At 72.6% G+C, this 22156-nt stretch carries 20 protein-coding genes and 3 pseudogenes; 14 read left to right on the top strand and 9 right to left on the bottom strand.

All coding sequences use genetic code 11. From position 1 onward, the window contains the following. Positions 1-13: 13 nt before the first annotated feature. Together OG332_RS07025 and OG332_RS07020 are read right to left on the bottom strand one after the other, a co-directional pair. Positions 14-2860 carry an ATP-binding protein gene (locus OG332_RS07025; RefSeq protein ID WP_327412635.1) on the bottom strand — a complete coding sequence of 949 codons (2847 nt, stop codon included), beginning with the start codon at positions 2858-2860 and terminating at the stop codon, positions 14-16. Next, on the bottom strand, positions 2857-3669 hold the full coding sequence (locus OG332_RS07020; protein ID WP_327412634.1) for a hypothetical protein: 813 nt from the start codon (positions 3667-3669) through the stop codon (positions 2857-2859). The genes OG332_RS07025 and OG332_RS07020 overlap by 4 nt, the downstream gene beginning before the upstream one ends. Positions 3670-4177: 508 nt before the next feature. Between OG332_RS07020 and OG332_RS07015 the strand changes: the two genes are divergently transcribed. The 6 genes and pseudogenes from OG332_RS07015 to OG332_RS06990 form a co-directional block, all read left to right on the top strand. Next, positions 4178-4663 carry a hypothetical protein gene (locus OG332_RS07015; protein WP_327412633.1) on the top strand — a complete coding sequence of 162 codons (486 nt, stop codon included), beginning with the start codon at positions 4178-4180 and terminating at the stop codon, positions 4661-4663. Between the two features lie 26 nt (positions 4664-4689). Beyond that, a complete protein-coding gene (locus OG332_RS07010; protein ID WP_327412632.1) occupies positions 4690-6474 on the top strand; it encodes a hypothetical protein in 1785 nt (594 codons plus the stop codon). Then, positions 6471-6644 (top strand): hypothetical protein, encoded by a 174-nt coding sequence (locus OG332_RS07005; RefSeq protein WP_327412631.1) that lies wholly within the window; start codon positions 6471-6473, stop codon positions 6642-6644. The genes OG332_RS07010 and OG332_RS07005 overlap by 4 nt, the downstream gene beginning before the upstream one ends. A 4-nt stretch (positions 6645-6648) precedes the next feature. Further along, entirely contained in the window at positions 6649-7209 is a 561-nt protein-coding gene (locus OG332_RS07000; RefSeq protein ID WP_327412630.1) for a hypothetical protein, read from the top strand. Positions 7210-7267: 58 nt separating this feature from the next. Further along, entirely contained in the window at positions 7268-8842 is a 1575-nt protein-coding gene (locus tag OG332_RS06995; RefSeq protein WP_327412629.1) for an AAA family ATPase, read from the top strand. Between the two features lie 133 nt (positions 8843-8975). Continuing rightward, positions 8976-9077, top strand: a pseudogene (locus OG332_RS06990) (IS5/IS1182 family transposase); the annotation flags it as partial. A 59-nt stretch (positions 9078-9136) separates the two neighbouring features. Here OG332_RS06990 and OG332_RS06985 read toward each other — a convergent pair. The 3 genes from OG332_RS06985 to OG332_RS06975 are packed head-to-tail and all read right to left on the bottom strand — an operon-like array spanning position 9137 to position 11377. Beyond that, on the bottom strand, positions 9137-9334 hold the full coding sequence (locus OG332_RS06985) for an acyl-CoA carboxylase subunit epsilon (protein WP_327412628.1): 198 nt from the start codon (positions 9332-9334) through the stop codon (positions 9137-9139). 22 nt (positions 9335-9356) lie between these two features. Then, on the bottom strand, positions 9357-10901 hold the full coding sequence (locus OG332_RS06980) for an acyl-CoA carboxylase subunit beta (protein WP_327412627.1): 1545 nt from the start codon (positions 10899-10901) through the stop codon (positions 9357-9359). Then, on the bottom strand, positions 10898-11377 hold the full coding sequence (locus OG332_RS06975) for a 3-oxoacyl-[acyl-carrier-protein] synthase III C-terminal domain-containing protein (protein WP_327412626.1): 480 nt from the start codon (positions 11375-11377) through the stop codon (positions 10898-10900). Before OG332_RS06975 ends, OG332_RS06980 begins: the two co-directional genes overlap by 4 nt. On the opposite strand from OG332_RS06975, the gene OG332_RS06970 reads away from it, so the two are divergent. Then, complete coding sequence (locus OG332_RS06970; protein ID WP_327412625.1) at positions 11321-11599, top strand: ester cyclase; 279 nt, start codon at positions 11321-11323, stop codon at positions 11597-11599. The genes OG332_RS06975 and OG332_RS06970 overlap by 57 nt on opposite strands. A gap of 69 nt (positions 11600-11668) precedes the next feature. Here the strand turns inward: OG332_RS06970 and OG332_RS06965 are convergent, their stop codons facing one another. Then, positions 11669-13228: a serine/threonine-protein kinase gene (locus OG332_RS06965; RefSeq protein ID WP_327412624.1), complete on the bottom strand. Its 1560-nt coding sequence runs from the start codon at positions 13226-13228 to the stop codon at positions 11669-11671. Positions 13229-13400: 172 nt separating this feature from the next. On the opposite strand from OG332_RS06965, the gene OG332_RS06960 reads away from it, so the two are divergent. From OG332_RS06960 to OG332_RS06940, 5 genes are all read left to right on the top strand, one after another. Continuing rightward, a complete protein-coding gene (locus tag OG332_RS06960; protein ID WP_327412623.1) occupies positions 13401-15326 on the top strand; it encodes an FHA domain-containing protein in 1926 nt (641 codons plus the stop codon). Positions 15327-15512: 186 nt separating this feature from the next. Beyond that, complete coding sequence (locus OG332_RS06955) at positions 15513-16337, top strand: inositol monophosphatase family protein (RefSeq protein ID WP_327412622.1); 825 nt, start codon at positions 15513-15515, stop codon at positions 16335-16337. Between the two features lie 72 nt (positions 16338-16409). Continuing rightward, positions 16410-17828, top strand: coding sequence for a phytoene desaturase family protein (locus tag OG332_RS06950; RefSeq protein ID WP_327412621.1), 1419 nt, complete (start codon positions 16410-16412; stop codon positions 17826-17828). A gap of 47 nt (positions 17829-17875) precedes the next feature. Next, positions 17876-18070, top strand: coding sequence for a hypothetical protein (locus OG332_RS06945; protein ID WP_327412620.1), 195 nt, complete (start codon positions 17876-17878; stop codon positions 18068-18070). 64 nt (positions 18071-18134) lie between these two features. After that, positions 18135-18653, top strand: coding sequence for an O-acetyl-ADP-ribose deacetylase (locus tag OG332_RS06940; RefSeq protein WP_327412619.1), 519 nt, complete (start codon positions 18135-18137; stop codon positions 18651-18653). A gap of 38 nt (positions 18654-18691) precedes the next feature. On the opposite strand, the pseudogene OG332_RS06935 reads toward OG332_RS06940, so the two are convergent. From OG332_RS06935 to OG332_RS06925, 3 genes and pseudogenes are all read right to left on the bottom strand, one after another. After that, positions 18692-18912 (bottom strand): annotated as a pseudogene (locus OG332_RS06935) (PEP-utilizing enzyme); the annotation flags it as partial. Position 18913: 1 nt separating this feature from the next. Then, positions 18914-19189, bottom strand: a pseudogene (locus tag OG332_RS06930) (PEP/pyruvate-binding domain-containing protein); the annotation flags it as partial. A 136-nt stretch (positions 19190-19325) separates the two neighbouring features. Next, a complete protein-coding gene (locus tag OG332_RS06925; RefSeq protein ID WP_327412618.1) occupies positions 19326-19808 on the bottom strand; it encodes an Lrp/AsnC family transcriptional regulator in 483 nt (160 codons plus the stop codon). A gap of 135 nt (positions 19809-19943) precedes the next feature. Here OG332_RS06925 and OG332_RS06920 point away from each other — a divergent pair, with 135 nt between their 5' ends. Together OG332_RS06920 and OG332_RS06915 are read left to right on the top strand one after the other, a co-directional pair. Further along, positions 19944-20933 (top strand): DMT family transporter, encoded by a 990-nt coding sequence (locus OG332_RS06920; RefSeq protein ID WP_327412617.1) that lies wholly within the window; start codon positions 19944-19946, stop codon positions 20931-20933. Then, on the top strand, positions 20926-22140 hold the full coding sequence (locus OG332_RS06915; protein WP_327412616.1) for an amino acid aminotransferase: 1215 nt from the start codon (positions 20926-20928) through the stop codon (positions 22138-22140). Before OG332_RS06920 ends, OG332_RS06915 begins: the two co-directional genes overlap by 8 nt. Positions 22141-22156: the final 16 nt, after the last annotated feature.

Raw genomic sequence — 22156 nt, 5'->3', positions numbered from 1 at the left:
GCTCCTCCTGTGCCTAGGTCTTCCCGTACGTCAGCAGGGTGGACTCGAAGCCGTACTCCACCGCCACGTGCGCCCCGAGGCAGTAGCCCACGGCCGTGGCGGTGCGGTCCGGATGCCGGAGGGCGAGCTCCGCCCGGCAGGCCTCCATCGCTATGGCCGTCGCGTTCAACGCGGCATTGGCGCCGCCGGCGCGCGAGGCCAGGGTGCGGGCGCGTTGCAGTTGAGGGAGGGCTCCTGTGGTGACGGCGGCCCTGACCAGGCAGGGGGCCAGGCAGCGCTCGCAGGCCTGGAAGGGACGCGTGGCGGGCTCCGCGGCGGGGTGGGGCGGCAGCGGGCCCCGGGTGACCATCGCCTGCCACAGCGCCGCCTCGTACTCCCGGCCGGTCGCCCCGGGAAGCTGCCCGAGGCGGCGCAGGGTACGGACGTGGCGGCGGATCCCCGTCCCGACCAGGCAGCTGGTCCGGCTGCCGGGGTGCGCCGCCGCGAGCGGGCGCACCAGATCCACCACGTCCGCGCCCCCGGCGGCCGCCGTCCACAGGGCCACGGCGAGTTCCGCGTGAGCTCCCGCCCCCTCGCTGACGTGGTGGTGCAGGGCGTCCTCGGGTCGGTGGCAGCGGGCCCCGTACGGCTGAGGTGCCGGCGCGGGAGGTTCCCGCAGGGGCCGCGGCGTCAGATCGGGGCCGGTGACCTGGACGGACTGGGGGCGGACCAGCTCGCGCGAGGACAGCAGGCAGCGCCCCACGGTCAGCGAGCCGAGCAGCGAGGTCTCCGTGTCCGACAGTCCCAGGGCGCCGCCCAGCGACTGCTGGTCGTCGGTGTCGACGATCCGGTGGGCCAGTTTGAGGTTGGTGTTGCGCAGCACCTCACGGGCCACGGCGGCCGGGCTCTGGTCCACCACGACCAGCGCCTCGCCGTACGCGCGCACCTCGGCCAGCAGCTGGGTCATCAGGCGGGAGGCCACGCCGGCCGCGTCGCCGTCCTCGGCGCCGGTCGGGCGCGGCTCCGGCATCAGGCGGTGGGCCTCCTCGATGACCGTCACATGGGTCACGCCGGCCGACTCCCCCCGGGAACGGGCCGCGTCGGAGATGTAGAGGACGAGCAGTGCGGCGAGGAAGGCCCGCTCCTCCTCGTCGCCCAGGTCGCTGAGCCGTACCAGGGTGGGCCGCTCGGTGAGCCAGCTCGGCGGGCCGCTGCCCGCCACCCGTTCCGCGCGTCCGGGCTGGAGGAGCAGCCGCAGGCGCAGCCCGAGCGAGGCCCGGATGTTGCTCTCCACCTCGCCCTGGTAGCGGAGTTCGGCGACGAGGGAGTCGAGCCGGGCGGCGGCGTCGTGCAGGGTGACCTCGGAGCCGGCGGCCGCATCGGTGGCCAGTTCCTCCAGGATCAGCGCGGCCACGTACGGCATCGGCACGGGCATGCCGAACGCGGCGCGGAACGCGGTGCCGACCTGCGCGATGTGGCGGTCGGCGGGCTGCCCGGGCCAGGGCGCGAGTACGTTCATCCGCAGCTCGCTCCCGGAGACGACGGTGAGGCCGCCCTCCAGCGCGCCGGAGAGCCGTGCGTAGTCGCCCTTCGCGGGGTCGATCACCAGGAAGGGCACCTGGTGCTCGTTCCACAGCTGGATCAGCAGGCTGCTGGTGGTGGTGCTCTTCCCGGATCCGGTGATGCCCGCGACGAAGGCGTGTCCGGCGAGGTCGTCGACGTCGATCCGCGCGGGCAGGTCCGTACCGAGCCAGTGGCCGAGGGTGAGGGCTCGCCGGGGCCGGGACGAACGCCGCCCGGCCGGCAGGGCGCGTCTGACCTGGAGGTCCCCCACGGCGTCGGCGGGTGGTACGAGCAGGGAGCCGAGATCGCGGGAGCTGAGCCAGCCCACGGCGGGTGCGGCCCCCGCCAGACACCGGGCGGTGTCCCAGTCCTGGGCCCGCCCCTCGGGCGCCGCGGCGGTCTCGGCCCGCAGGGCGCGGCAGAACGCGGACCGGACCACGGCGGCCGTCTCGGGGGTCCGGGCGCACAGGTGGACGCCGACGGTCCAGCCGCCGGTGCGCAGGCAGTCGTCGACGAGGGCCTGCCAGGCGCCGAGGGTGGCGGTGACGGCTTCGGCGCGGGGGTCGACCACGGAGTTCTGGCGGTGTTCGGCGATTCCTTCGGAGACCGTGACCCGGCGGGCCGCCTGGGCCCGCAGATGTGCCAGCCGGCCGCCCGCCGCGGTCAGTTCGCGGGCGCCCAGGGGCAGCAGGGTCAGGACCACGCACCAGCCGGCCAGGGGGAGCCCGAGCAGCCCGGCGAGATGGGGCAGCCGCTGGTCCTCGGCGATGCCTTGGCCGGCCGAGGGGTCGGCGTACCGGGAGCGGCAGACGAGGGCCTCCTCGGTGTGCGCCGGATCCGCGACCACCGACCAGCCGGGCGGGGTGCCCGCCTCCCAGATCAGGTCCGGGGCCTGGTCGGAGAGCCACTGGCGGATGCCGTCCGCCCCGGTGTCCAGTCCGATGGCCACCCCCGCCCGGCCGGTCTCGTCGGAGCCGACGATCAGGGCCGCCGGCCGATGGAGGGCGGCGAGGGAGCTCCAGGCGGCCGTGGCCCGGGCGGCGGCGAGCCGGGGTTCCTGGTCGGCGGCCGCCTCGCGCAGGCAGAGCCAGCTGAACCGGTCCGGCTCGACGCCCAGTTCATGGAGCGGGGCGGCCGGAGCACCGGGTCCGGGCCCGCGCGAGAGCAGTTCCTCGGCCGCCGCGAGGGCTTGCTCGTCGGGGGCCCATTCGCGGGAGGACTCCAGGAGCGCCGCGACCTGTTCGAGCAGGGGCGGCAGGGTCTCGGACGTCTGCGGACCGGAGGGTGCGCGGGTGCGTCGGGCGTCCGCCCACGTCATGCGAAGGCCCCCGTGACCTGGGCGATGAGGTTCACGGCGAGTACGGCTGCCAGCACCCAGGCAAGCCCGTCGGCCCAGACGCCGAGCCGGAAGCGGCGGGCGGTGCGGGTGGTGACCACGCTGGTGGCGGGGCCGCCCGGTGCGGACAGCACCTCGGCGCGGCGGATCCTGACGTGGCCGGAGCGCAGGCCGCGCCGGCTGACCCGGACGAGGTCGCCCTGCCGTACCTCGGTCCCCAGGAGCTCACCGACGAGGGTGCAGGCGGTGACGCCACCGGCCATGTCGCGGATCCGGAACCGGCGTACGGACTGCTGGAGTTCGCCCTGGCCCGCGGACTGGGCGGCCCGGGTACCGCTCCTGAAGCCGTGCAGGAGCCCGGTGGCGATCAGGCGCAAGGCCGTGGTGATCAGAGTGAAGCAGCTGCGGACCAGGGAGAGCCCCATGGAGAAGATCCCGCCCGCGCCGCTGCTCGAAAGGGAACCGTGGAAGACGAGGCCGAGGGCGAGGCCGATCACCGCGAGGAACACCAGGAAGAAGAGGAACTCGTCCAACAGGGCGGCCAACGACAGGCCTTCGCCGAGCGAGGCGATCAGCCGGATCAGTAGGAACAGGAGGTGCAGCAGCCCGAGGGAGACCAGCACGCCCACGCCGAACAGCCGGTGGCGCATGGTGTCGAGCACCACGGGTCCGTCGACCAGTCCTTCCAGGTGCGCGCCGGACCGCTGCCGGGAGGAGGCGGGGGAGTGCGGGGCGGAGGGCGCCGGCAGCGGTGGGGCGGACGCGGGGGCGGGCGCTGCCGGAGGCGGCATCCGCCCGGGTGGCGGGGTGCCAGTCGGGCCGGCGGGTGGTGGCAACGGGCCGCGCCGCGCGGTGTGGTCCGGAAGGCTTCCCGGTACCTGCACGATCCGGCGCGGCGCCGACCGGCCCGGGGTGTCCTCACCCGGCTCCGGTGCCGGGCGGGTGCGCCGCACCGGTGGCAATGGGGGGAAGAGCGGTGCGTCGGGGTCGCCCGGACGGCCGGCCGGAGCCGGGAACAGCGGCGCGTCCGAGGAAGCCGGTGCGCCTGACGGCGTCGGCGCGCCTGACGGCGTCGGCGTAACGGCGGCCGTGCGGACGGGCATGCCGCAGTGGGGACAGGACCCGGAGTCAAGGTCCTCGTCCCCGCCGCAATTCCAGCAAGTCCCCATCGCTCCCCCGGAATTGACGATCGCGAATGACTCAAGTCTCTATGAGTTTGACTCGGAAGCGCGTACGTTTGAGTAAATTGACGACCCATCATGACCAGGTCGAGTTGCGTGCATATACGGGGGGAACCGTATGGAATTCGGGCAGCGGCTGCGCCGCGTCCTGGGCCCGTTCGCCCGCGAGACCGAGGCCCGCGCAGCGGCCGGGAACGAGAACGCGACGGCCCCGAGTACCACCGGAGGGCGACTGGCCGCCGGACTGGCCAGGCCCCGCCACGCAGGACTCTTCGAGGCGCTCCACCGGCTGGACGCCGGCCTGAGCCCCGAGGCCCTGCGCGAGCTGACCGACTGGATCCGTGAGGAATACCAGAGCGAGTACGGCGACTTCCCGGTGGGCTGGATCGCCGTGTGCGGCCTGGGCCCGCCGTACGTCGACCACCGGCTCGACCTGACCATGGCCATCCTTCAGCACTACACGCCGGGCGACGTGCTCCCCGAGCCCTACGCGCGGGCCCGGATGCTCGTCCGCACCGGCGCCTACCCGCTCGTCGAGGTGTACGCCAGCGGAGCCCTCGTCCCAGTCCCGCCCGACGGAGTCGTCTACACCCGCGGCATGTGAGCCCACGAACAGGAGCAGAAGGCTTCATGGCAGACATCGACTACCATCTGCGCAACCAGGTCTCACAGCTCACCAACCTGGTGAACCAGCTCGACCAGGGCCTGGTGGCGGTCTCCGCCCAGGTGACCGGGGTGGAGGCGACGCAGCGCGACACCCGGGACTCGCTGCAGAAACTCCGCGACGACTTCCAGGCGTTCGTCCGCTCCTCGCAACTCGCCGACGCGCTCCAGCGGGCCGAGACCAGGATCGGCGTGATCCTGGACCGCATCGAGCACGATTTCGGCCACCACAAGGTGGTGCGCCGCACCACGGTGGGTCTGCTCCAGGCCTTCGACACCGGCCTCGTGTCCGAGGAGTCGGTACGGTCCGTCAGCGACGAGCTGATGATCCAGACCCCCCGCTACTGGCTGGCCCCCGCCCTCGTCGCGCTGGCCGCCTGGTCCTCCGACGACCGCGAGCTGTGCGAGCGGGCCGTCACCGAGGCCTTCCGGCGCTCGCCCGGGCGCACATCGCTGCTCTTCGCGCTGATCCTTCGCCGCCAGAACCGGCAGGCCGCCGCCGTGCGCTGGCTCCTGCACTACCTGCGCGCCCAGGACCCGACGGCCCTGGGACGGGAGTTCGCGGTCATCCTGGAATCCGTGGCCCAGGGTGCCTTCGGACCCGTCGGCCGGGAGCTGCTGCGCACCGTGCTCGACGAATGGCTGGAGGTGCTGCTGGAGGGCGACCAGGCCGTCGCGGCCCAGGTCGAGCGCTGGCGCGCAGAGGTGGAGGCGCACCGGGCGATGTCCGCGAAGGAGGACTTCCCGAGGCTGGCCGCCGTGTCACCGCAGTGGCCCGCGCTGGAGTCCGTACTCGGCGCGGCCGAGGCGCACCGGGCGCTCCTGGAGAAGTACACCCGGTTGATGAGCCAGGAGAACCGGCTCAGCCACCGGGTGGAGGACCTGGTGGACGACATCCTCGACCGTCTGGTGTCCGAGTACGACAACGAGGAACTGCCGCTGCGCCGGGACCTGGCCTACAACGAGGCCGTCATCGCGCACGACGGCGACACCGCGGCCGCCCGGAAGGCGGCGGACGCCGACGCGACCTCGCTGGAGGAGAAGCTCGACTACCTGACCGTCCAGTCGGCCTCCGCCCTCAACCCGGCCGCCATCGGCGTCTCCCCGGCCACCCAGCGGCTGGCCGTCGGCGCCTGCCGCGACTGGTTCCGTCAGGCGCACGCCGAGTTCAGCCGGGACTACCGACTGCACATCCCCGGCACCGTCGAAGCCGTCTTCCAGAGCAGCCACAACCTCGGCGCGCAGACCTTCGGACTGCCGCGCTGGACCGGCGCGTTCACCACACCCATGGACCAACTGGAACGGTCGCTGAGCGACCACTGGGACACCCATGTGCGCCCGTTCGTCGCCGGCCTCGTGCCCGCATGGCGCACGGTCGTGGTCCCCCCGGCGGTGGTGCTCCTCATCCTGCTGATCGTCTCCATGGGCATCCACCCGGGCGCGGGCCTGATCATCACCCTGCTGGTGGGCGGGATCTGGGCGCTGGTGATCGCGTCGGGCCGCCGGGGGGCCCTGGAGCGGCAGCGGTACGCGCAGAGCGTGCTGGACCAGTCGAAGGCGGACTCCCTGCTTCAACTGCGCGCCGCCGGAGCCGAACTCGTCGACTTCGAAAGCCGGTTCCGCACCGCCGACGCCGAGGAGTCGGCCGTACGGGAGATGATCGACGGCCTGGCCGGTGCGGGGGAGGGGAACTCCCCCTTCGAGGCCCGCGTCGTGCGTCCGACCGCGAGCCCGACAGGAGAGACGTCATGAGCAGCAGCCAGCAGGACCCGAGCGCGCCCGAACCCCTTCCGTGGGCCCGGCAGTCGACCGCCGCAGAGGAAACGACCACCGCGCGGCTGCGCCGGATCGTGGAAGGGCTGCCCGACTGGGAACCGCTCCCGCCCGGGGAGATCGTGGTCCGGCGGGGCGGGAGCGACTGAGCCGATGCTGTGGACCTCCGGAGGCCCCTATCGCGCCTGGGCCGACCACCTCGACGCCTGGGCCGACGAGCGGGTGCCGGTGGACCCGGCACTGCCCCGGCTCGTACCGGCCGATTTCGCCGCCGAGACCTGGACCCGGCTGGTCGAGCGGATCCGGCAGGCCCTCGACCGGCGGCTGCACCACTGGAGCCGGCTGCTGACCGCGGCGATGGCCGAGGCGTCCGACGAGTTCTCGGTCGGCCGCGCCCTCGTCCAGGCCCGCGCCGGACTGCGGGAGATCCGGGCCCTGGCCGGCCACCCCGGCCTGCCCGCGGACCTCCGCGACCGGCTCCGGGACGCGATCGACGACCAGATCCGCGACGCCCAGAACTCCCTGGAGCAACAGGTGGAGAACATGCGGAGGGAAGGCGTCGACCCGCGCCTGATCGAGGCTCGGCTGCGCGCCGTACGGGACAGCTCCCTCGTCGCCGCACTCGACGCTCCGCCCCCCGCCGCCGGGACCGATCCCGACCCCTGGCGACTGGACCCGGCCGCCCGGCCACGCCGCCGGGTCATCACCGACTGACGCTACTTCCGAGGCACCGCCCGTCCCACTGGAACCACACGATCGACAGAAGGTCTCCATGCCCCTCTTCGCAGAGGCCCGCCGTGATCTGGACAGCTACATCGCGGCCCGTATCCCCGTCGTAGGCCTGCGCACCATCGAACAGCCACGAGCCATGAGGCTGGTCAGGGAGGCTGCAGGCAGCCCGGCCCGTGCCGGTCTGCCCTTCTGGGTGTACACCCGGGCCACCGGACTGCGCGATCTGCGGACCAACGCGCCGGTCAACGAGGACCGCTCCCTGACCGGCGCGATGGAGTTCGCAGCGGCTCAGTTCACCGGCCGGGCCCAGGCCACGGTCGTCTTCGTGGACCCTGACGACGTCAGCGGCGACAGCCCCTTCACGCGCCACCTCTCCGAGCTGGCGCGGCTCGCCGACAGCAACTCCGGCTGTCTGATGCTGATCACGGACACGCCCATCTGGACGGGACTGCTGCGGCTCGGCATGACCTTGCAGCTGGACCTCCCCGACGCCGAGGAGATGTACACACAGATCACGAGCTTCCTGGGCGACCATCACGGCGTCGTGCCGATCGAATGGACCGAGCAGGACACCCGGCGAGCTGCGGAGTTCCTCGTGGGCGTCACCGAGGCGGAAGCCGTGAACCTGCTCGCCACCATCGTGGCGAAGGGCTCGGTGAAACGGGAGGACGTTCATCTCCTGGCCCGGGCCAAGGACCGGATCTTCGGCGATCTGGCCGGGCTGGAGCGCGTCCAGGTCAAGGAGGCCGACCGGCAGATCGGCGGCCTGGCCACCCTGCGGGCCTGGCTGCGGAACAAGCGGGAGCTCCTGGAGTCGGATCTGCGGGGCACCGGTCTGCGCCCCCCGCGCGGCGTGCTGCTGGTGGGCGTGCCGGGATGCGGGAAGTCGCTCTCCGCCAAGGCCATCTCCGCGGAGTGGCGGCTGCCGCTGTACCGGCTGGACCTCGCCTCGATCCTGGGCAAGTACGTCGGCGAGTCCGAGGGCAGGCTCAAGGACGCGCTGGAGACCGTGGACCGGATCTCCCCCTGCGTCCTGTGGATCGACGAGATCGAAAAGGGCCTGGCCGGACAGAACGACTCCACCGGAGTCAACCGGCGGCTGGTGGGGCAGTTCCTGTTCTGGCTGCAGGAGAGCGACTCGCGGTCCTTCGTGGTGGCCACCGCCAACGACGTGCGCAGTCTGCCGCCCGAGCTGTTCCGCAAGGGCCGCTTCGACGAGTTGTTCTTCGTCGACCTGCCGGACGAGGCGGACCGGCGGGAGATCATCGCCATGTACTACCAGCGCTACGTGAAGGTCGCCCCGCCGCAGGATCTGCTCGACGCCCTGGTGTCGATGTCGGAAGGCTTCGCCGGCGCCGACCTCGAATCGGCCCTGCACGACGTCGGCGCCATGCGGCACATCCGCGGTGAGGCAGCGGTGACTCCGGCGTTCGTCAGGGACACCTTCGCCAATACGATGCCGCTGAGCCGGACCAACCCCGAGCAGATCGAGGACATCAGGGCGTGGGGCCGGGACCGCGCGGTCCCGGCGGGCACCCCTGCCCCGGCACCGGAACCGGGTGGACGGGGCGGCCGCCGCATCCTCCCGCAGCCGGGGGTGGGAGGCGGATTCTGAGCGATGCCGCCGTCAACTGCGCTGGAAGCCATGGGTGGACCTGCCCGAGCACTTCGGCTCGTGGAAGGGCGTTCACAACCGGACGCGGATCCGGGCCACCGACGGCACGCGGGCGAAGGTCTTCACCGCCCGGCTCGCCCAGGCCGACGCCGAGGGCGACCTCGACCGGGTCGTCGCGGTCGACTCCACCATCGTGCGTGCTCACCAGCACGCCGCCGGGGCCCGTCGAAAGGGCCCCGGCCGGCGGCATCTGCGGCGGGCGTGGGATCCGGGCGCTGATCCGAAGGGAACGGCCTAGCGCCAGCTGTGCGGGGCGCGGAAGCCCGGGGTGCGCTCCAGGCGGCGCCAGCCGGCCTGGCGGGGCGCGGGGACCGCGGTCTCCTCGGGGGTGGCGGCGGCGCGGGCGAGCAGGATCGCGGTGATCGCGGCCAGCTCTTCCGGCTCGACGTTGCCCTTCTCGATCTTCAGCAGGGTGTCGGCGGTGATGCTCATCGGTGGCAGGTCTCCTTCGCGGTTACTGCGGCGGGTTGCCGTGCTTGCGGGACGGCAGATCGGCGTGCTTGTTGCGGAGCATCGCGAGGGCGCTGACGAGGACCTCGCGGGTCTCGGCGGGGTCGATGACGTCGTCGACGAGGCCGCGCTCGGCCGCGTAGTACGGGTGCATCAGTTCGGCCTTGTACTCCTTGACCATGCGGACGCGCATGGCCTCGGGGTCCTCGGCGTCCGCGATCTGCTTGCGGAAGATGACGTTGGCCGCGCCCTCGGCGCCCATCACGGCGATCTCGTTGGTGGGCCAGGCGTAGGTGAGGTCGGCGCCGATGGACTGGGAGTCCATGACGATGTAGGCGCCGCCGTAGGCCTTGCGCAGGATCAGCGAGATCCGCGGGACGGTGGCGTTGCAGTACGCGTACAGCAGTTTGGCGCCGTGGCGGATGATGCCGCCGTGTTCCTGGTCGACGCCCGGCAGGAAGCCGGGGACGTCGAGCAGGGTGACGATGGGGATGTTGAAGGCGTCGCACATCTGGACGAAGCGTGCGGCCTTCTCGGAGGCCTCGATGTCCAGGACTCCGGCGAGGTGGCCGGGCTGGTTGGCGACGATGCCGACGACCTGGCCGTTCATGCGGGCCAGGGCGCAGATGATGTTGCGGGCCCAGCGCTCGTGGATCTCCAGGACGTCGCCCTCGTCGACGATCTCCTCGATGACCTTGAGCATGTCGTAGGGGCGGTTGCCGTCGGCGGGGACCAGGTCCAGGAGAACCTCGCTGCGGCGGTCCGCGGGGTCGCCGGTCTCGTGGACGGGCGGGTTCTCGCGGTTGTTGGAGGGCAGCATCGAGATGAGGTAGCGGACCTCGGAGATGCAGGTCTCCTCGTCGTCGTAGGCGAAGTGCGCGACGCCGGAGGTCTCGGCGTGCACGTCGGCGCCGCCGAGGCCGTTCTGGGTGATCTCCTCGCCGGTCACCGCGCGGACCACGTCCGGGCCGGTGATGAACATCTGCGAGGTGTCGCGGACCATGAACACGAAGTCCGTCAGGGCCGGGGAGTAGGCGGCGCCGCCGGCGCACGGGCCGAGCATGACGGAGATCTGCGGGATGACGCCCGAGGCCTTGGTGTTGCGCTGGAAGATGCCGCCGTAGCCGGCCAGCGCGGAGACGCCCTCCTGGATGCGGGCGCCGGCGCCGTCGTTCAGGGAGACCAGCGGGGCACCGGCCGCGATGGCCATGCCCATGATCTTGTGGATCTTCGTGGCGTGGGCCTCGCCCAGGGCGCCGCCGAAGATGCGGAAGTCGTGCGCGTAGACGAAGACCGTGCGGCCCTCGACCGTGCCCCAGCCGGTGATGACACCGTCGGTGTAGGGCTTCTTGGCCTCCAGGCCGAACCCGGTCGCCCGGTGGCGGCGGAGCTGTTCGACCTCCTTGAAGGAACCTTCGTCGAGGAGCAGCGCGATGCGCTCACGGGCGGTCAGCTTGCCCTTGGCGTGCTGGGTCTCGGTCGCGCGGTCACTGGGGCCGCGCCGCGCCTGCTCACGCAGGGAGTGCAGCTCGCCGATCCGGTTCCTCATCGTCCGTCCCCCCAGCCGTCTCCGGTCTGCTGGACCACGAGGCACGACCACGTGAAGCCGCCGCCGCCCGTGAGGAGGAGGGCGTAGTCGTCCGGCGCCAGCCGGCCCCGCGCGCCGAGGTCCGCGAGGTTGGCGAACAGGTCGCCGCAGCCCAGGTGCCCGGTGCGTGCGCCGAGGCGTACCGGCTCCACCGCCAACAGCTCCCGGATGGCGGGGAGGTACATCAAGTCGAGGACCTTGGGGCCGAGCCGGGGCAGGGCGACGCACCGGATACGCGGGTCGTCGGGGGACAGACCCGCTTCGGACAGGGCTTGCAGCACCACCGTGCGCACGGCCTCCGGGCCGGTCTTGGCGAACCGGGCCATGCCGCCCGTCTCCAGGAACGCACGTTTGGTCCGGCGGATGTCGACGGGCCGGCCGTGCGCGAGCGGCGCGGGACCGAACGCGAGCTCGGCCCCTTCACCGACGCGGACCACGTCATCTCCAGGTTCCGGTTCACCGGAACCTGGACGGCTGGGCGCCCGGCGGCGGCATCGGCGCCACCCGGCACCGCGGTCAGCTTCGCCGGCGTGGACACCCTGAGGATCGAACACGGGCGGGTCGCCGAATACTGGCTGACGGACGACCAGCTCGACCTGTACACACAGCTCGGCGCGGTCCGCGGAGTGGAGCCGCAGCCCGTCAACCCGCACGGCTGACGGGAGGGATCACCGGGCAAGGTATTGAGCAGCACGTCATGCCGGCGTTCAGCCGCTGACCGGCCGGGATCAGCCGGTGCAGGTGATGGAGAAGGGGACCGGGTTCGAAGTGGTGCGGGTGGGGCTCTGGAGCTCCACGGCCATCCCCGTGGTCAGGGTGCCGGCCTTGGCGTAGGTCGTCAGCCGCACGGTGTCGTGCCCGGTGGGGTTGGCCTTGTCCCCGATGGACATGGTGCGCCAGTGCGGATCCACCACCGAGCCGTCGCCGGACACCCAGCGGTAGGAGATCAGGGTCGGCTCGGAGGCGGTGAAGGTCGCGGTGAACGCCGGGGCCCGGCTCTCGGGGGTCGGACAGCTGCCGGTGTAGGTGGTGTTCGCGCCCGCCACCGACATCCGTACGCCCGAACCGGGGGTGGCGTCCTCGCCGTTGCCGTCGAGGGCGTGGACCAGCCCGGCGGCGATCAGTGCGCATGCGGCCGCGCCGGCCGCGACGAAGGCCACCGTACGGCGCTTGCGGGGCGGGGCTTCTGGCGTCGCGTGCGCGGACGTCGCGTGCGCGAACGGGGAGGGTGCCGCCGCCGCGGGCTCCGCGGTGGTGGTGGCCGGCTCTGGCGTCGGGACCGGTGCCGGCGCGGGGACGGGTGCCGCGGGCGTGGCGGGTTCCGCGGGAGCCGACAGGACGCGGGCCGCGGTCGTGGTGGCGTCCGGTTCGTGGGCGATGTCCCGCAGGGCCCCGGCGGCTTCGGCCGCGGGGGTCCGCTCGGCCGGCTCCTTGCGGAGCAGCCCGGCGATGACCGGGGCGAGCGGGCCGGCCCGCGTCGGCACCGGCGGTTCCTCGTCCACGACGGCCCGCAGGGTGCTCAGCGCGGTGTCCTGCCGGAACGGGGAGATCCCCTCCACGACTGCGTACAGCATCACGCCGAGGGACCACAGGTCCGACTCGGGGCCCGAGGGCCGGCCCAGCGCCCGCTCCGGCGGCAGGTACTCGGGGGAGCCGACCACCTCGCCGGTCAGGGTCAGCGCGGTGCTGCCCTCGACCATCGCGATGCCGAAGTCGCTGAGCACCACCCGCCCGTCGTCGGCGAGCAGCACGTTCGCCGGCTTCACGTCGCGGTGCTCCACCCCGGCGGCGTGCGCGGCGCGCAGCGCGCTCAGCACCTCCGCGCCGATGTGCGCGGCGTGGCGCGGGGTGAGCGGCCCCTCGGCGCGCAGCAGATCGGCCAGTGACCGCCCGCGGATCAGTTCCATGACGATCCAGGGCCGGTCGTCCTCCATGACCACGTCGTGGACCGTCACCACATTGCGGTCGGGTATCCGTGCCGCCGCCCACGCTTCCCGCTCCAGCCTGCTGTACATCCGCGCGATGTCGCCGGCCCGCAGATGCGCCGGGGCCCTGACCTCCTTGACGGCGACCTCGCGGTGCAGGGTCTCGTCGCGGGCCCGCCACACGGTGCCCATACCGCCCTCGCCGAGCCGGGACAGCAGCCGGTAGCGGCCGGCGATCAGCCGCTCCCCGCCCGGGGTGCCCGGGGCGGCGGCGGTCACGGCCGTGTCTGCGCCGGTGGCCGTGGCCGCGGTGGTGTTCGCGAGCGTGCTGTCCGTCACGGTCTCGGATTCCTCGTTGTGCATGGGGGCGGTTCTCCCTCTGATCGCCTGCCGACGCCAACATCACGTACGGAACCGGACTCCCGGTTCAACGGGGTGGCTGGAAATTTTCGGAAATGGTTGAACCGAACACCTTCGCGAAGGCGTGTTGCTGTCGTACGAGGAGTCAGCAGGCGTCTTTTTCAAGGAGTGTGGAGTGGCTTCGGTCATCGTTGGACGCACGGGTCCCTTTACCGGGCAGAGCGTGGTGCTGGGCGGCGAGCCCCTCAGCTTCGGGCGCAAGAGCGACAACAGCGTCGTGATCGTCAGTGCCAGTGCCTCCAGGCTGCACGCCGAGATCCTCGCCGAGGACGCCGGTTTCGTCCTCTACGACCGGGACAGCCGCAACGGCACGTTCGTCAACGACCAGCGCGTCACGCGGCATGTGCTGCGTCCGAACGACTGCATCCGGATCGGCGATGAAACGTTTCTCTACGAGGCCCAGGACGCCATGGAGACGGTCATGGACCTCTCCCTCCTGGACCTGCCCCGGCCGAGCGCAGCGGACCCCGGCACGCTGCGGGTCACCATCACCGGCGGCGGCCCGGTGGGCCTCGCCTTCGCCCTGGCGCTCGACGAGATGCTGCCCGGGCGGACCGCCATCACCCTCTACGACGGGCGCTGGACCAGGAACGGCTCCTCGGTCGTCTGGAAGGACGAGACCCAGGGGAACTTCCGCCGCCAGCAGGTGGTGACCGTCCAGAGCCGGCAGTACCTCGCCCTGTCCGAGGAGGTGCTCGCCGCCCTCTTCGACGACGAAGGCGCCTACTCCGAGATGTGGCCCGTCGGCCCGGACTCGGTCGACGGCCGCCCGCCCCGCAACATCCGGATCGCCCACATCGAGGACCGGCTGCTGGACCTGGCCAACCGGAAGCCCTCGATCCGGCTGGTCCCCAAGCGTTTCGACGTGGCGGAGGAGCAGAACCGGATCACCCAGGAACACGTGCTGGTGGTCGCCGAGGGCGGCCGCTCCCGCACACGGGAGCACTACGCCGACCGCTTCGGCGCGGCCGACGCCTCGATCTACTCCCTCGACGGCGAGCACCTCCAGGACGTCGTGCTGGGGCTGCGCGTCAAGTCGAAGCTGCCGGACCCGATGAGCGTGCTGCTCACCGTGTCGCAGAACCGTTTCCTGCTCAACTCGCTGCGCGGCGAGGGCTTCCTGAACATGCGGCTCACCCGGGAGGAGGTCAAGAACGTCATCGGCATCGACCCGGTCCGCCACGTCTTCGAGGAGTGCATCGCCGCCCGCCCCTGCCTGATGAGCCGGCAGGAGGAGGACAACGAGTTCCGCTGCCCCACCCACGGCACCCTCTTCCTGCCCGCCCTGCTGCGCGGTTCTCCGCTGTGGAAGGAGATCCGGCAGGGCCTCAGCCTGTTCGGGGTGGCCGAGGAGGACCTGTCCGCGATCACCTCGTTCCGGCTGGACATGGTGCAGCGCCCGCGGTTCACCGCACAGCTGCACCGCCCGACCACGACCACCCCCGGCACCTACGGCTTCCTGCTGGGCGACGCGGCCAACGCCATCCACTTCTGGCCGGGCCGCGGCCTCAACAGCGGCCTCGCCTCGGCCACTTCGCTGGCCCGCTCGCTCAGCCGCGCCTGGCAGGGCAAGCCGCTGCGGGACGCCGACTTCATCCGGCACGAGGCGGCGATGTCGATGCTCCAGTACCGGCACAAGAGCCGGGCCTGGAACGCCATGGTGACCACCGACGAACAGGGCGTCACCCGCGCCATCAAGGACATCATCGGGAGCAGCACGGAGGCCGGTGCGGGCGCGGCCGCCGTTGCCGGTCTTGCCGGCGCCGCGGACGGGAGCGACCTGGACGCGCTGCTGGAACGGATGGCCGGGATCCGCGAACGGCTGGCGCCCCGGATGCCCGGCCTGCCCGGCGACGGGGAACTCCGCTCGCACCTCGCCTCGATCGCCCCGGCCACCCTGCGCACCCTGTGGGAGAGCGGCGCCTGGGACACCCTGATCGTCGGCGGGGAGGAGGCCGACATCGACCTCTTCTACCAGTCGGACTCCCCGGTCTTCGTCCCCCGCCCGGCCGACCCCCGGAGCCCCTCTCCCGTCGGCTGACGTTCCCGGGGGGTCTTGGGAGCGCCGCCCCTGCAGGGGCGGCGCCGGTCTGCCGTGGAAATCCGGCGGTCGGCAGGCGGTACGCGTCCTTCCGGCGACCCGGTTCACCCGCAGTACATCCGGAATCCAGCGGTCCGACGGGGATTGTCGGTGGGGTTTGCCGTGCGGGCGTGATGTGATGGGCACATGATCGATGAGTTCCTTACCCATGGCCTGTCGGATGTGGAAGAGGCCGTCCGCAAGGCGGCGGCGATCGAGATCATGCCGAGATTCAGGCAGCTCGCCGAGCACGAGGTCGACGAGAAGAACGGCCCCCACGACCTGGTGACCGTCGCCGACCGCAAGGCCGAGGAGTACCTCACGGCCTCCCTGACGCGCCTGCTGCCCGGCTCGGCCGTGGTCGGCGAGGAGGCCGTGCACGCCGATCCCACGGTGTACGAGGCGCTGCGCGCGGACGCCCCGGTGTGGATCGTCGACCCGGTGGACGGCACCCGCCAGTTCGTGAACGGCGACCCGGCGTTCTGCACCCTGGTGGCGCTGGCCCTGCGCGGGGAGATCCTCGCCTCCTGGACCTTCGCCCCGGCGCTGGAGGAGCTGGCGACCGCGGTGCGCGGGCAGGGGGCGTACGTCAACGGCGAGCGGATCCACAGCGGTTCGCCGGAGGCCGGCGCCGCGCTGCGGGTCGCCATCGCCCACCCGCTCTACACCTCCGACGAGAACAAGCGGACGCTGGCCCGGCTGGACGTGCCCGGGGTGGCGGCCAGGCCGTGCGGTTCGGCCGGCCTGGAGTACCTGAAGGTGGCCCGCGGCGACATGGACGCCCTGGCCTTCACCTGGCCCTCGGCCTGGGACCACGCGGCCGGGCTGCTGCTGGTCGCCGAGGCCGGCGGGGCGCAGAGCACGGTCGAGGGTGTCCCCTTCCGGGTGGACCGGGACAACGCGCTGCCGTTCGCCGTCGGGCGGGACGAGGCCACGGCTGTACGCATCCGGGAGCTGCTCCGGGGCGCCTAGGGGTGTCCGGCCCGGGGTGCGGGGCGCAATATCCTGGAGGCGCAGGCGCCGCCGGAAACGAAGGAGTCGCAAGTGCCGTCGATTCTCGATGTGGTCGTGGTGGGGGCGGGGCCCAACGGGCTGACCGCCGCCGTCGAACTGGCCCGGCGCGGCTTCTCGGTGGCCGTCTTCGAAGCCGCCGACACGGTGGGCGGGGGCGCCCGGACCGAGGAGCTCACCCTTCCCGGCTTCCGGCACGACCCGTGCTCGGCGGTGCACCCGCTCGGTGCCGGCTCCCCGGTCTTCGCCACGATGCCGCTGAAGCGGTACGGGCTGGAATGGCTGCACGCCCCGCTGCCGATGGCGCACCCCTTCGACGACGGCACGGCCGCCGTCCTCTCCCGCTCGGTCGCGGAGACGGCGGCGTCCTTCGGGCCGCGGGACGCGGGTGCCTACCGGCGTCTCGTCGGGCCGTTCCTCGGCAAGTGGGACACCCTGGCCCGGGACTTCATGTCCCTGCCGAACACCGCGCTGCCCAGGGACCCCGTCACCCTCGCCCGCTTCGGGCTCGCCGGGCTGCCGCCCTCCACCTGGCTCCTGAGCCGCTTCCGCGACGAGCGGGCCCGGGCCCTGTTCGCCGGGCTCGTGGCCCACGTCATCGCTCCGCTCGGCGGGATCGGCACCGGCGCCGTCGGACTGGTCTTCGCGCTGGCCGCGCACGCGAACGGCTGGCCGATGCCGCGCGGCGGCTCGCAGTCCGTCTCCGACGCGCTCGCCGCCTACCTGCGCGACCTCGGCGGGACGATCCACACCGGCTTCGAGGTCAAGCGGCTCGACGACCTCCCGCCGGCCCGGGCGTACGTCTTCGACACCTCGCCGACCGCGCTGGCCCGGATCGCCCGGCTGGGGCGCGCCTACGACGGCTACCGGTACGGCGCCTCCGTTTTCAAGATCGACTACGCGCTGGACGGCCCGGTCCCGTGGACCGCCGAGGAGCCGCGCCGCGCCGGCACCGTCCAGATCGGCCCGCGCGCCCGCGACATCGACGCCGCCCTGCAGCTGGCCTCGGGCGGCCGGGCTCCCCGCAACCCCTTCCTCATCACCGCGCAGCCCAGCCTGGTCGACCCCGGCCGGGCACCCGAGGGCAAGCACGTGTTCTGGGCGTACGGGCACGTTCCGGCGGGCTGGGACGGCGATCTCACCGAAGCCGTCGAACGCCAGCTGGAGCGCTTCGCCCCCGGCTTCCGCGACCTGGTCCTGGCCCGTGCCACGGCAGGCCCGCCCCAGCTCGCCGCCCGCAACCCCAACTACGTCGGCGGGGACATCGCCTGCGGAGCCGCCTCGGGGCTCCAGCTGCTGCTGCGCCCGAAGATCTCCCTCTCCCCGTACACGACGGCCCACCCGGCGGTCTTCCTCTGCTCGTCGGCGACCCCGCCGGGCCCCGGGGTGCACGGCATGTCCGGCCACAACGCCGCCAAGGCGGTCTGGCGCCACCTGCGCAAGGACGTCTGACGCCGGCCCCGCACCCGTATTCCGTTTTCATGGCACAGGAGGAAGCAGTGGCTCTGGGCGACAACACGGGCGGCAGGGGAAAGGTGCTTTTCTTCGTCGACCTGTGCGCCGCGGTGATCATGGCGGTGCTCACCGCGATATTCGCGGCACGAGGGGAATGGATGCTCACCGCGGGATTCGCAATGGCCGCCCTGGGCTGCCTCTTCACCGCGGCGTTCAGGCGCCGCACAAGGCACGGATAGATGGGTGCGGGCCCCCGGCCGCCGTGACGGCCGGTCGGGGGTGCCGCTCGCGAAAGGACTCCCGATGGTCCGCATCACCCTGGTCCTCGGCGACATCACCGCCGAGAAGGCCGACGCGATCGTCAACGCGGCCAACTCCTCGCTCCTCGGCGGCGGTGGGGTGGACGGCGCCATCCACCGCCGGGGCGGGCCGGAGATCCTCGCGGCCTGCGAGGACCTGCGGCGCTCGCACTACGGCAAGGGACTGCCGACGGGCCGGGCCGTCGCCACCACGGCCGGCAGACTCGCCGCCGGGCACGTCATCCACACGGTGGGCCCGGTCTGGTCGCGCGAGGAGGACCGGTCGGAGCTGCTGGCCTCCTGCTACCGCGAATCGCTGAGGATCGCCGACGAACTGGGGGCCCGTACGGTCGCCTTCCCGGCCATCTCCACCGGCATCTACGGCTGGCCCATGGACGACGGGGCCCGGATCGCGGTGGAGACGGTGCGGTCGGCCCGGACCGAGGTGCAGGAGGTCCGGTTCGTCCTCTTCGACGCGGCCGCCTTCGCCGTCTTCGAGGCGGCGCTGGCGAGCGCCGGGTAGGCCGTACCACCGGATCCCTTACGGGGCGGTGCGGTCGGTCAAGGCAGGATCTCGACGTACCCGTCGGTTCCGTGCACGCGGATCCGCTGCCCGTCCCGGATCAGCCGGGTGGCCTGCTCCACGCCCACGACGGCCGGCAGGCCGTACTCCCGGCCGCGCCATGGGTCATCAGCCCGCCCACCTCCGTCACCAGGCCCGCGATTCCGACGAACAGCGGTGACCAGCTGGGGTCGGTGAAGGCCGTGACCAGGATGTCGCCCGGCGATCCCTTCGATGCTCCGACGGATCTGTGCGCTGAGCGTGCGGATCGCCTCCCGGTCGTCCGGGTTCACGCGCGACAGCTGATCGAGCCGATCGTCGATCGACGGCACTTCCGCCATGATCCGCCGGAAGGCGTCCGTCGTCACGCAGAAGCCGTCCGGCACGCGGACGCCTTCGATCCGCGACAGCCCGCCCAGGTGCGCGCCCTTGCCGCCGACGACCGCGGCCTGCGTCTCGTCGACCTCTCGAAGGTCCCGCACGTACGGCACGATCATCGCGATGCCTCCGCAGATTGTGGCCCCGGCCGAAGATTCTGCGCCGTGACCCGGGCCTTGCGGCAAGCCCCCGGCGCGCTATACGTGGAGAGAGGCAAGGAGAGAGTTCTCCTTGCCTTGCCTTTGTCGTTTGCCGTCACGGCGATCGCCTCGACGCGCCCGGAGCGGGCCGGGGGTAGGTCCTGGTCTGTTTGACGCTGCCGTACGCGAAGCTCGACTCGATCGAGGCGATTCCGGGAATGGCGTGGATGCGGTGGCGCACCAGGGCTTCGTAGGCCTCCAGGTCCTCGATGACGACGCGGAGCAGGTAGTCGCTGCTGCCCGCCATCAGGTAGCAGTCCTGGATGTGCTCGATGACGGCGACGTGCTCCTCGAAGAGCCGCACCGCCTCCGCCGTGTGGCGTTCCAGCCGGATCCGCACGAAGACGGTGACCGGGAGTCCGAAGGCCACCTGGTCGACCATGGCCGTGTAGCCGCGGATCAGGCCCGCCTCCTCCAGCCGCCGGACCCGGCGCAGGCAGGGTGACGGCGAGAGCCGGACGCGGTCGGCCAGGTCCTGGTTGGACAGGCGCCCGTCGGCCTGCAATTCCCGGATGATCTGCAGATCGACTGCGTCCACGGCCACTCCTTGGCAGATTCTGCCCCAAACGTATGTCCGAGAGGCAGAACTGGCAATCGGCTGCCCCGCCCGAAGCCCTAGCGTTGCCTGCAACGGACCGGACCGGTCCGAGTACCAGAGGCTGGAGCAATTTCCTTGGTCGCGACGCACACCACCCGGGCGACCGTGCCTCCCGATGCGGCGGGCCCGCGGGCCGGACACCCCGGCCGGCGCGGGCTCTCCCCGCGGCTCTCCCCGCAGGCCGAGGGCCTGCTCGCGCTGCTGGTGACGGTGGCGATCTGGGCGGCCTTCGCGCTCAGCGCCCGCGCCCTGAGCGCCTCCTCCCTGCTGCCGGCCGACGCGGCCCTGCTGCGCTTCGGCGTTCCCCTCGTCGTGCTCTTCCCCGCACTGTGGCGGCGCCGTCGCCGCATCGCCGCGGTACGGCCCGGCGCCGCAGCCAAGATCATCTGCGGTGCGGGGGTGCCCTTCTTCCTCGCGGCGATGCACGGCGGCGCCCTGACCTCCGCCGCCTTCGTCGGCTCCATCGTCCCCGGGATGGTCCCGCTCTTCGTCTCCGCGATCATGATCCGCCGAGGGCACGGGGTGCCCCGCGGGACGCAGACGGCCGGACTCGCGCTGATCGCGGCCGGCGTCGCCGCCCTCGTCTGGCGCTACGTCGTCCCGGTGGACACCGACGTGCTCGCCGGCTCCGGCATCCTCCTGGTCGCCAGCGGACTGTGGGCCCTCTACACGGTGGGCCTGCGCGAGGTGGACCTCGATCCCGTCGGATCGATCGGCCTGCTGTGCCTGCCCTCCTTCGCCGTGATCGCCGTCCTGGTCCTGACCGGGGTGCTCCCGACGGGCATCGCCCACGCGGCGGGCAGCGACATCGTGCTGTTCCTCGTGGTGCAGGGGCTCGGCGTCGGGCTGTGCGCCGGCCTGCTCTACGCGTTCGCCATCCGCAGGCTCGGCGCCGAACGCAGCTCCGTCGTCGGCAGCCTCAGCCCCGTCGCCGTCGTCCTGCTCGCCATCCCCCTGCTCGGCGAGACGCCGACCCTCGCCGTGCTCGTCGGCGTCCCCCTCATCACCGCCGGCGTCGTCCTCGCCAACCGCCGCCCCCGACCCGAGGTTCCCGCAGATGCTTGAGCTCCTCCCCCCGCCCCCCACCGATCCGCTGTGGGACCTGACCTACGAGTTCGGCAGCGACGAGCGGCCCGAACGGCTGAACCTCGTCCTCGGGGTCTACCGGGACCAGACGGGAACCACGCCCGTCATGGCCGCCGTGCGCGAGGCCGAGATGCGCCTGGCGGAGCGCTCCGAGTCCAAGGAGTACCGCGGGCTCTCCGGGAACGCCGCCTTCAACCGCTCCCTGCTGGACCTGGTGCTGGGTCCGGACGGGCCGGCCGGCCGGGCCGCCGCCGTCCAGACCGTCGCCGGCTCCGGCGCGCTGCGGCTGCTGGCCGATCTGGTCTGCCGGACCCGCCCGGGCACCACGGTGTGGATCAGCGATCCCGCCTACGTCAACCACCGGCCCATCCTGGAGGCCGCCGGGCTGAAGGTCCGTACGTACGGCTGGCGCGACGCCGAGGGCGGCTTCGACACGGCCGGCGTCCTGCGGGAGCTGCGGGAGGCCCGGCGGGACGACGTGGTGCTGCTCCAGGGGTGCTGCCACAACCCCACGGGCGTGGACCCGCTGCTCGACGACTGGGAGGCGCTGGCCGAGTCGGCCGTCCGCGGCGGCTGGGTGCCCTTCGTGGACCTCGCCTACCACGGGCTCGGCGACGGCCTGGAGGCCGATCTGCTGGCCACGCGGATGCTCGCGGCGCGCGTGCCGGAGATGCTGATCGCCGTCAGCTGCTCGAAGAACTTCGGTCTCTACAGCGACCGCGTCGGCTGCGCCATCGTGCTCGGCGCCTCGGCCCAGGCCGTGCGGCACGCCGAGACGGCCCTGCAGAACGCCGCCCGGACGCTGTACTCGATGCCGCCCGAGCACGGCGCGGCAGTCGTCACCACGATCCTGGAGGACCAGGGGCTGCGGGCCGCCTGGCGCGCGGAACTGGACGTCATGCGGAGCCGGATCATGGCCAACCGGGCCGATCTGACCGCCCACCTGAGCACCCTGGGCTGTGCCGAGCAGGCGCGCTCCCTCGCCCGGCAGAAGGGGATGTTCTCGATGCTGCCGCTGACCGCGCCGCAGATGCTCCAGCTGCGCAGGCAGTACGCGGTCTACGGCACGACCTCCGGGCGGATCAACATCGCGGGCATCTCGGCGCACCGCATCCCCTGCCTCGCCCGGGGCATCGCCGGGGTCCTCGGCACGGCCGACACGCTCCGGGCCGTGCAGACGGCGTAGCCCGGGGGAGGCGGTG

Source organism: Streptomyces sp. NBC_01233, assembly GCF_035989305.1.
In the GTDB taxonomy this organism is placed as follows: Bacteria; Actinomycetota; Actinomycetes; order Streptomycetales; family Streptomycetaceae; genus Streptomyces.
Note: the sequence above shows the minus strand (reverse complement) of the source record. Positions and strands in the feature narration are given on the sequence as shown.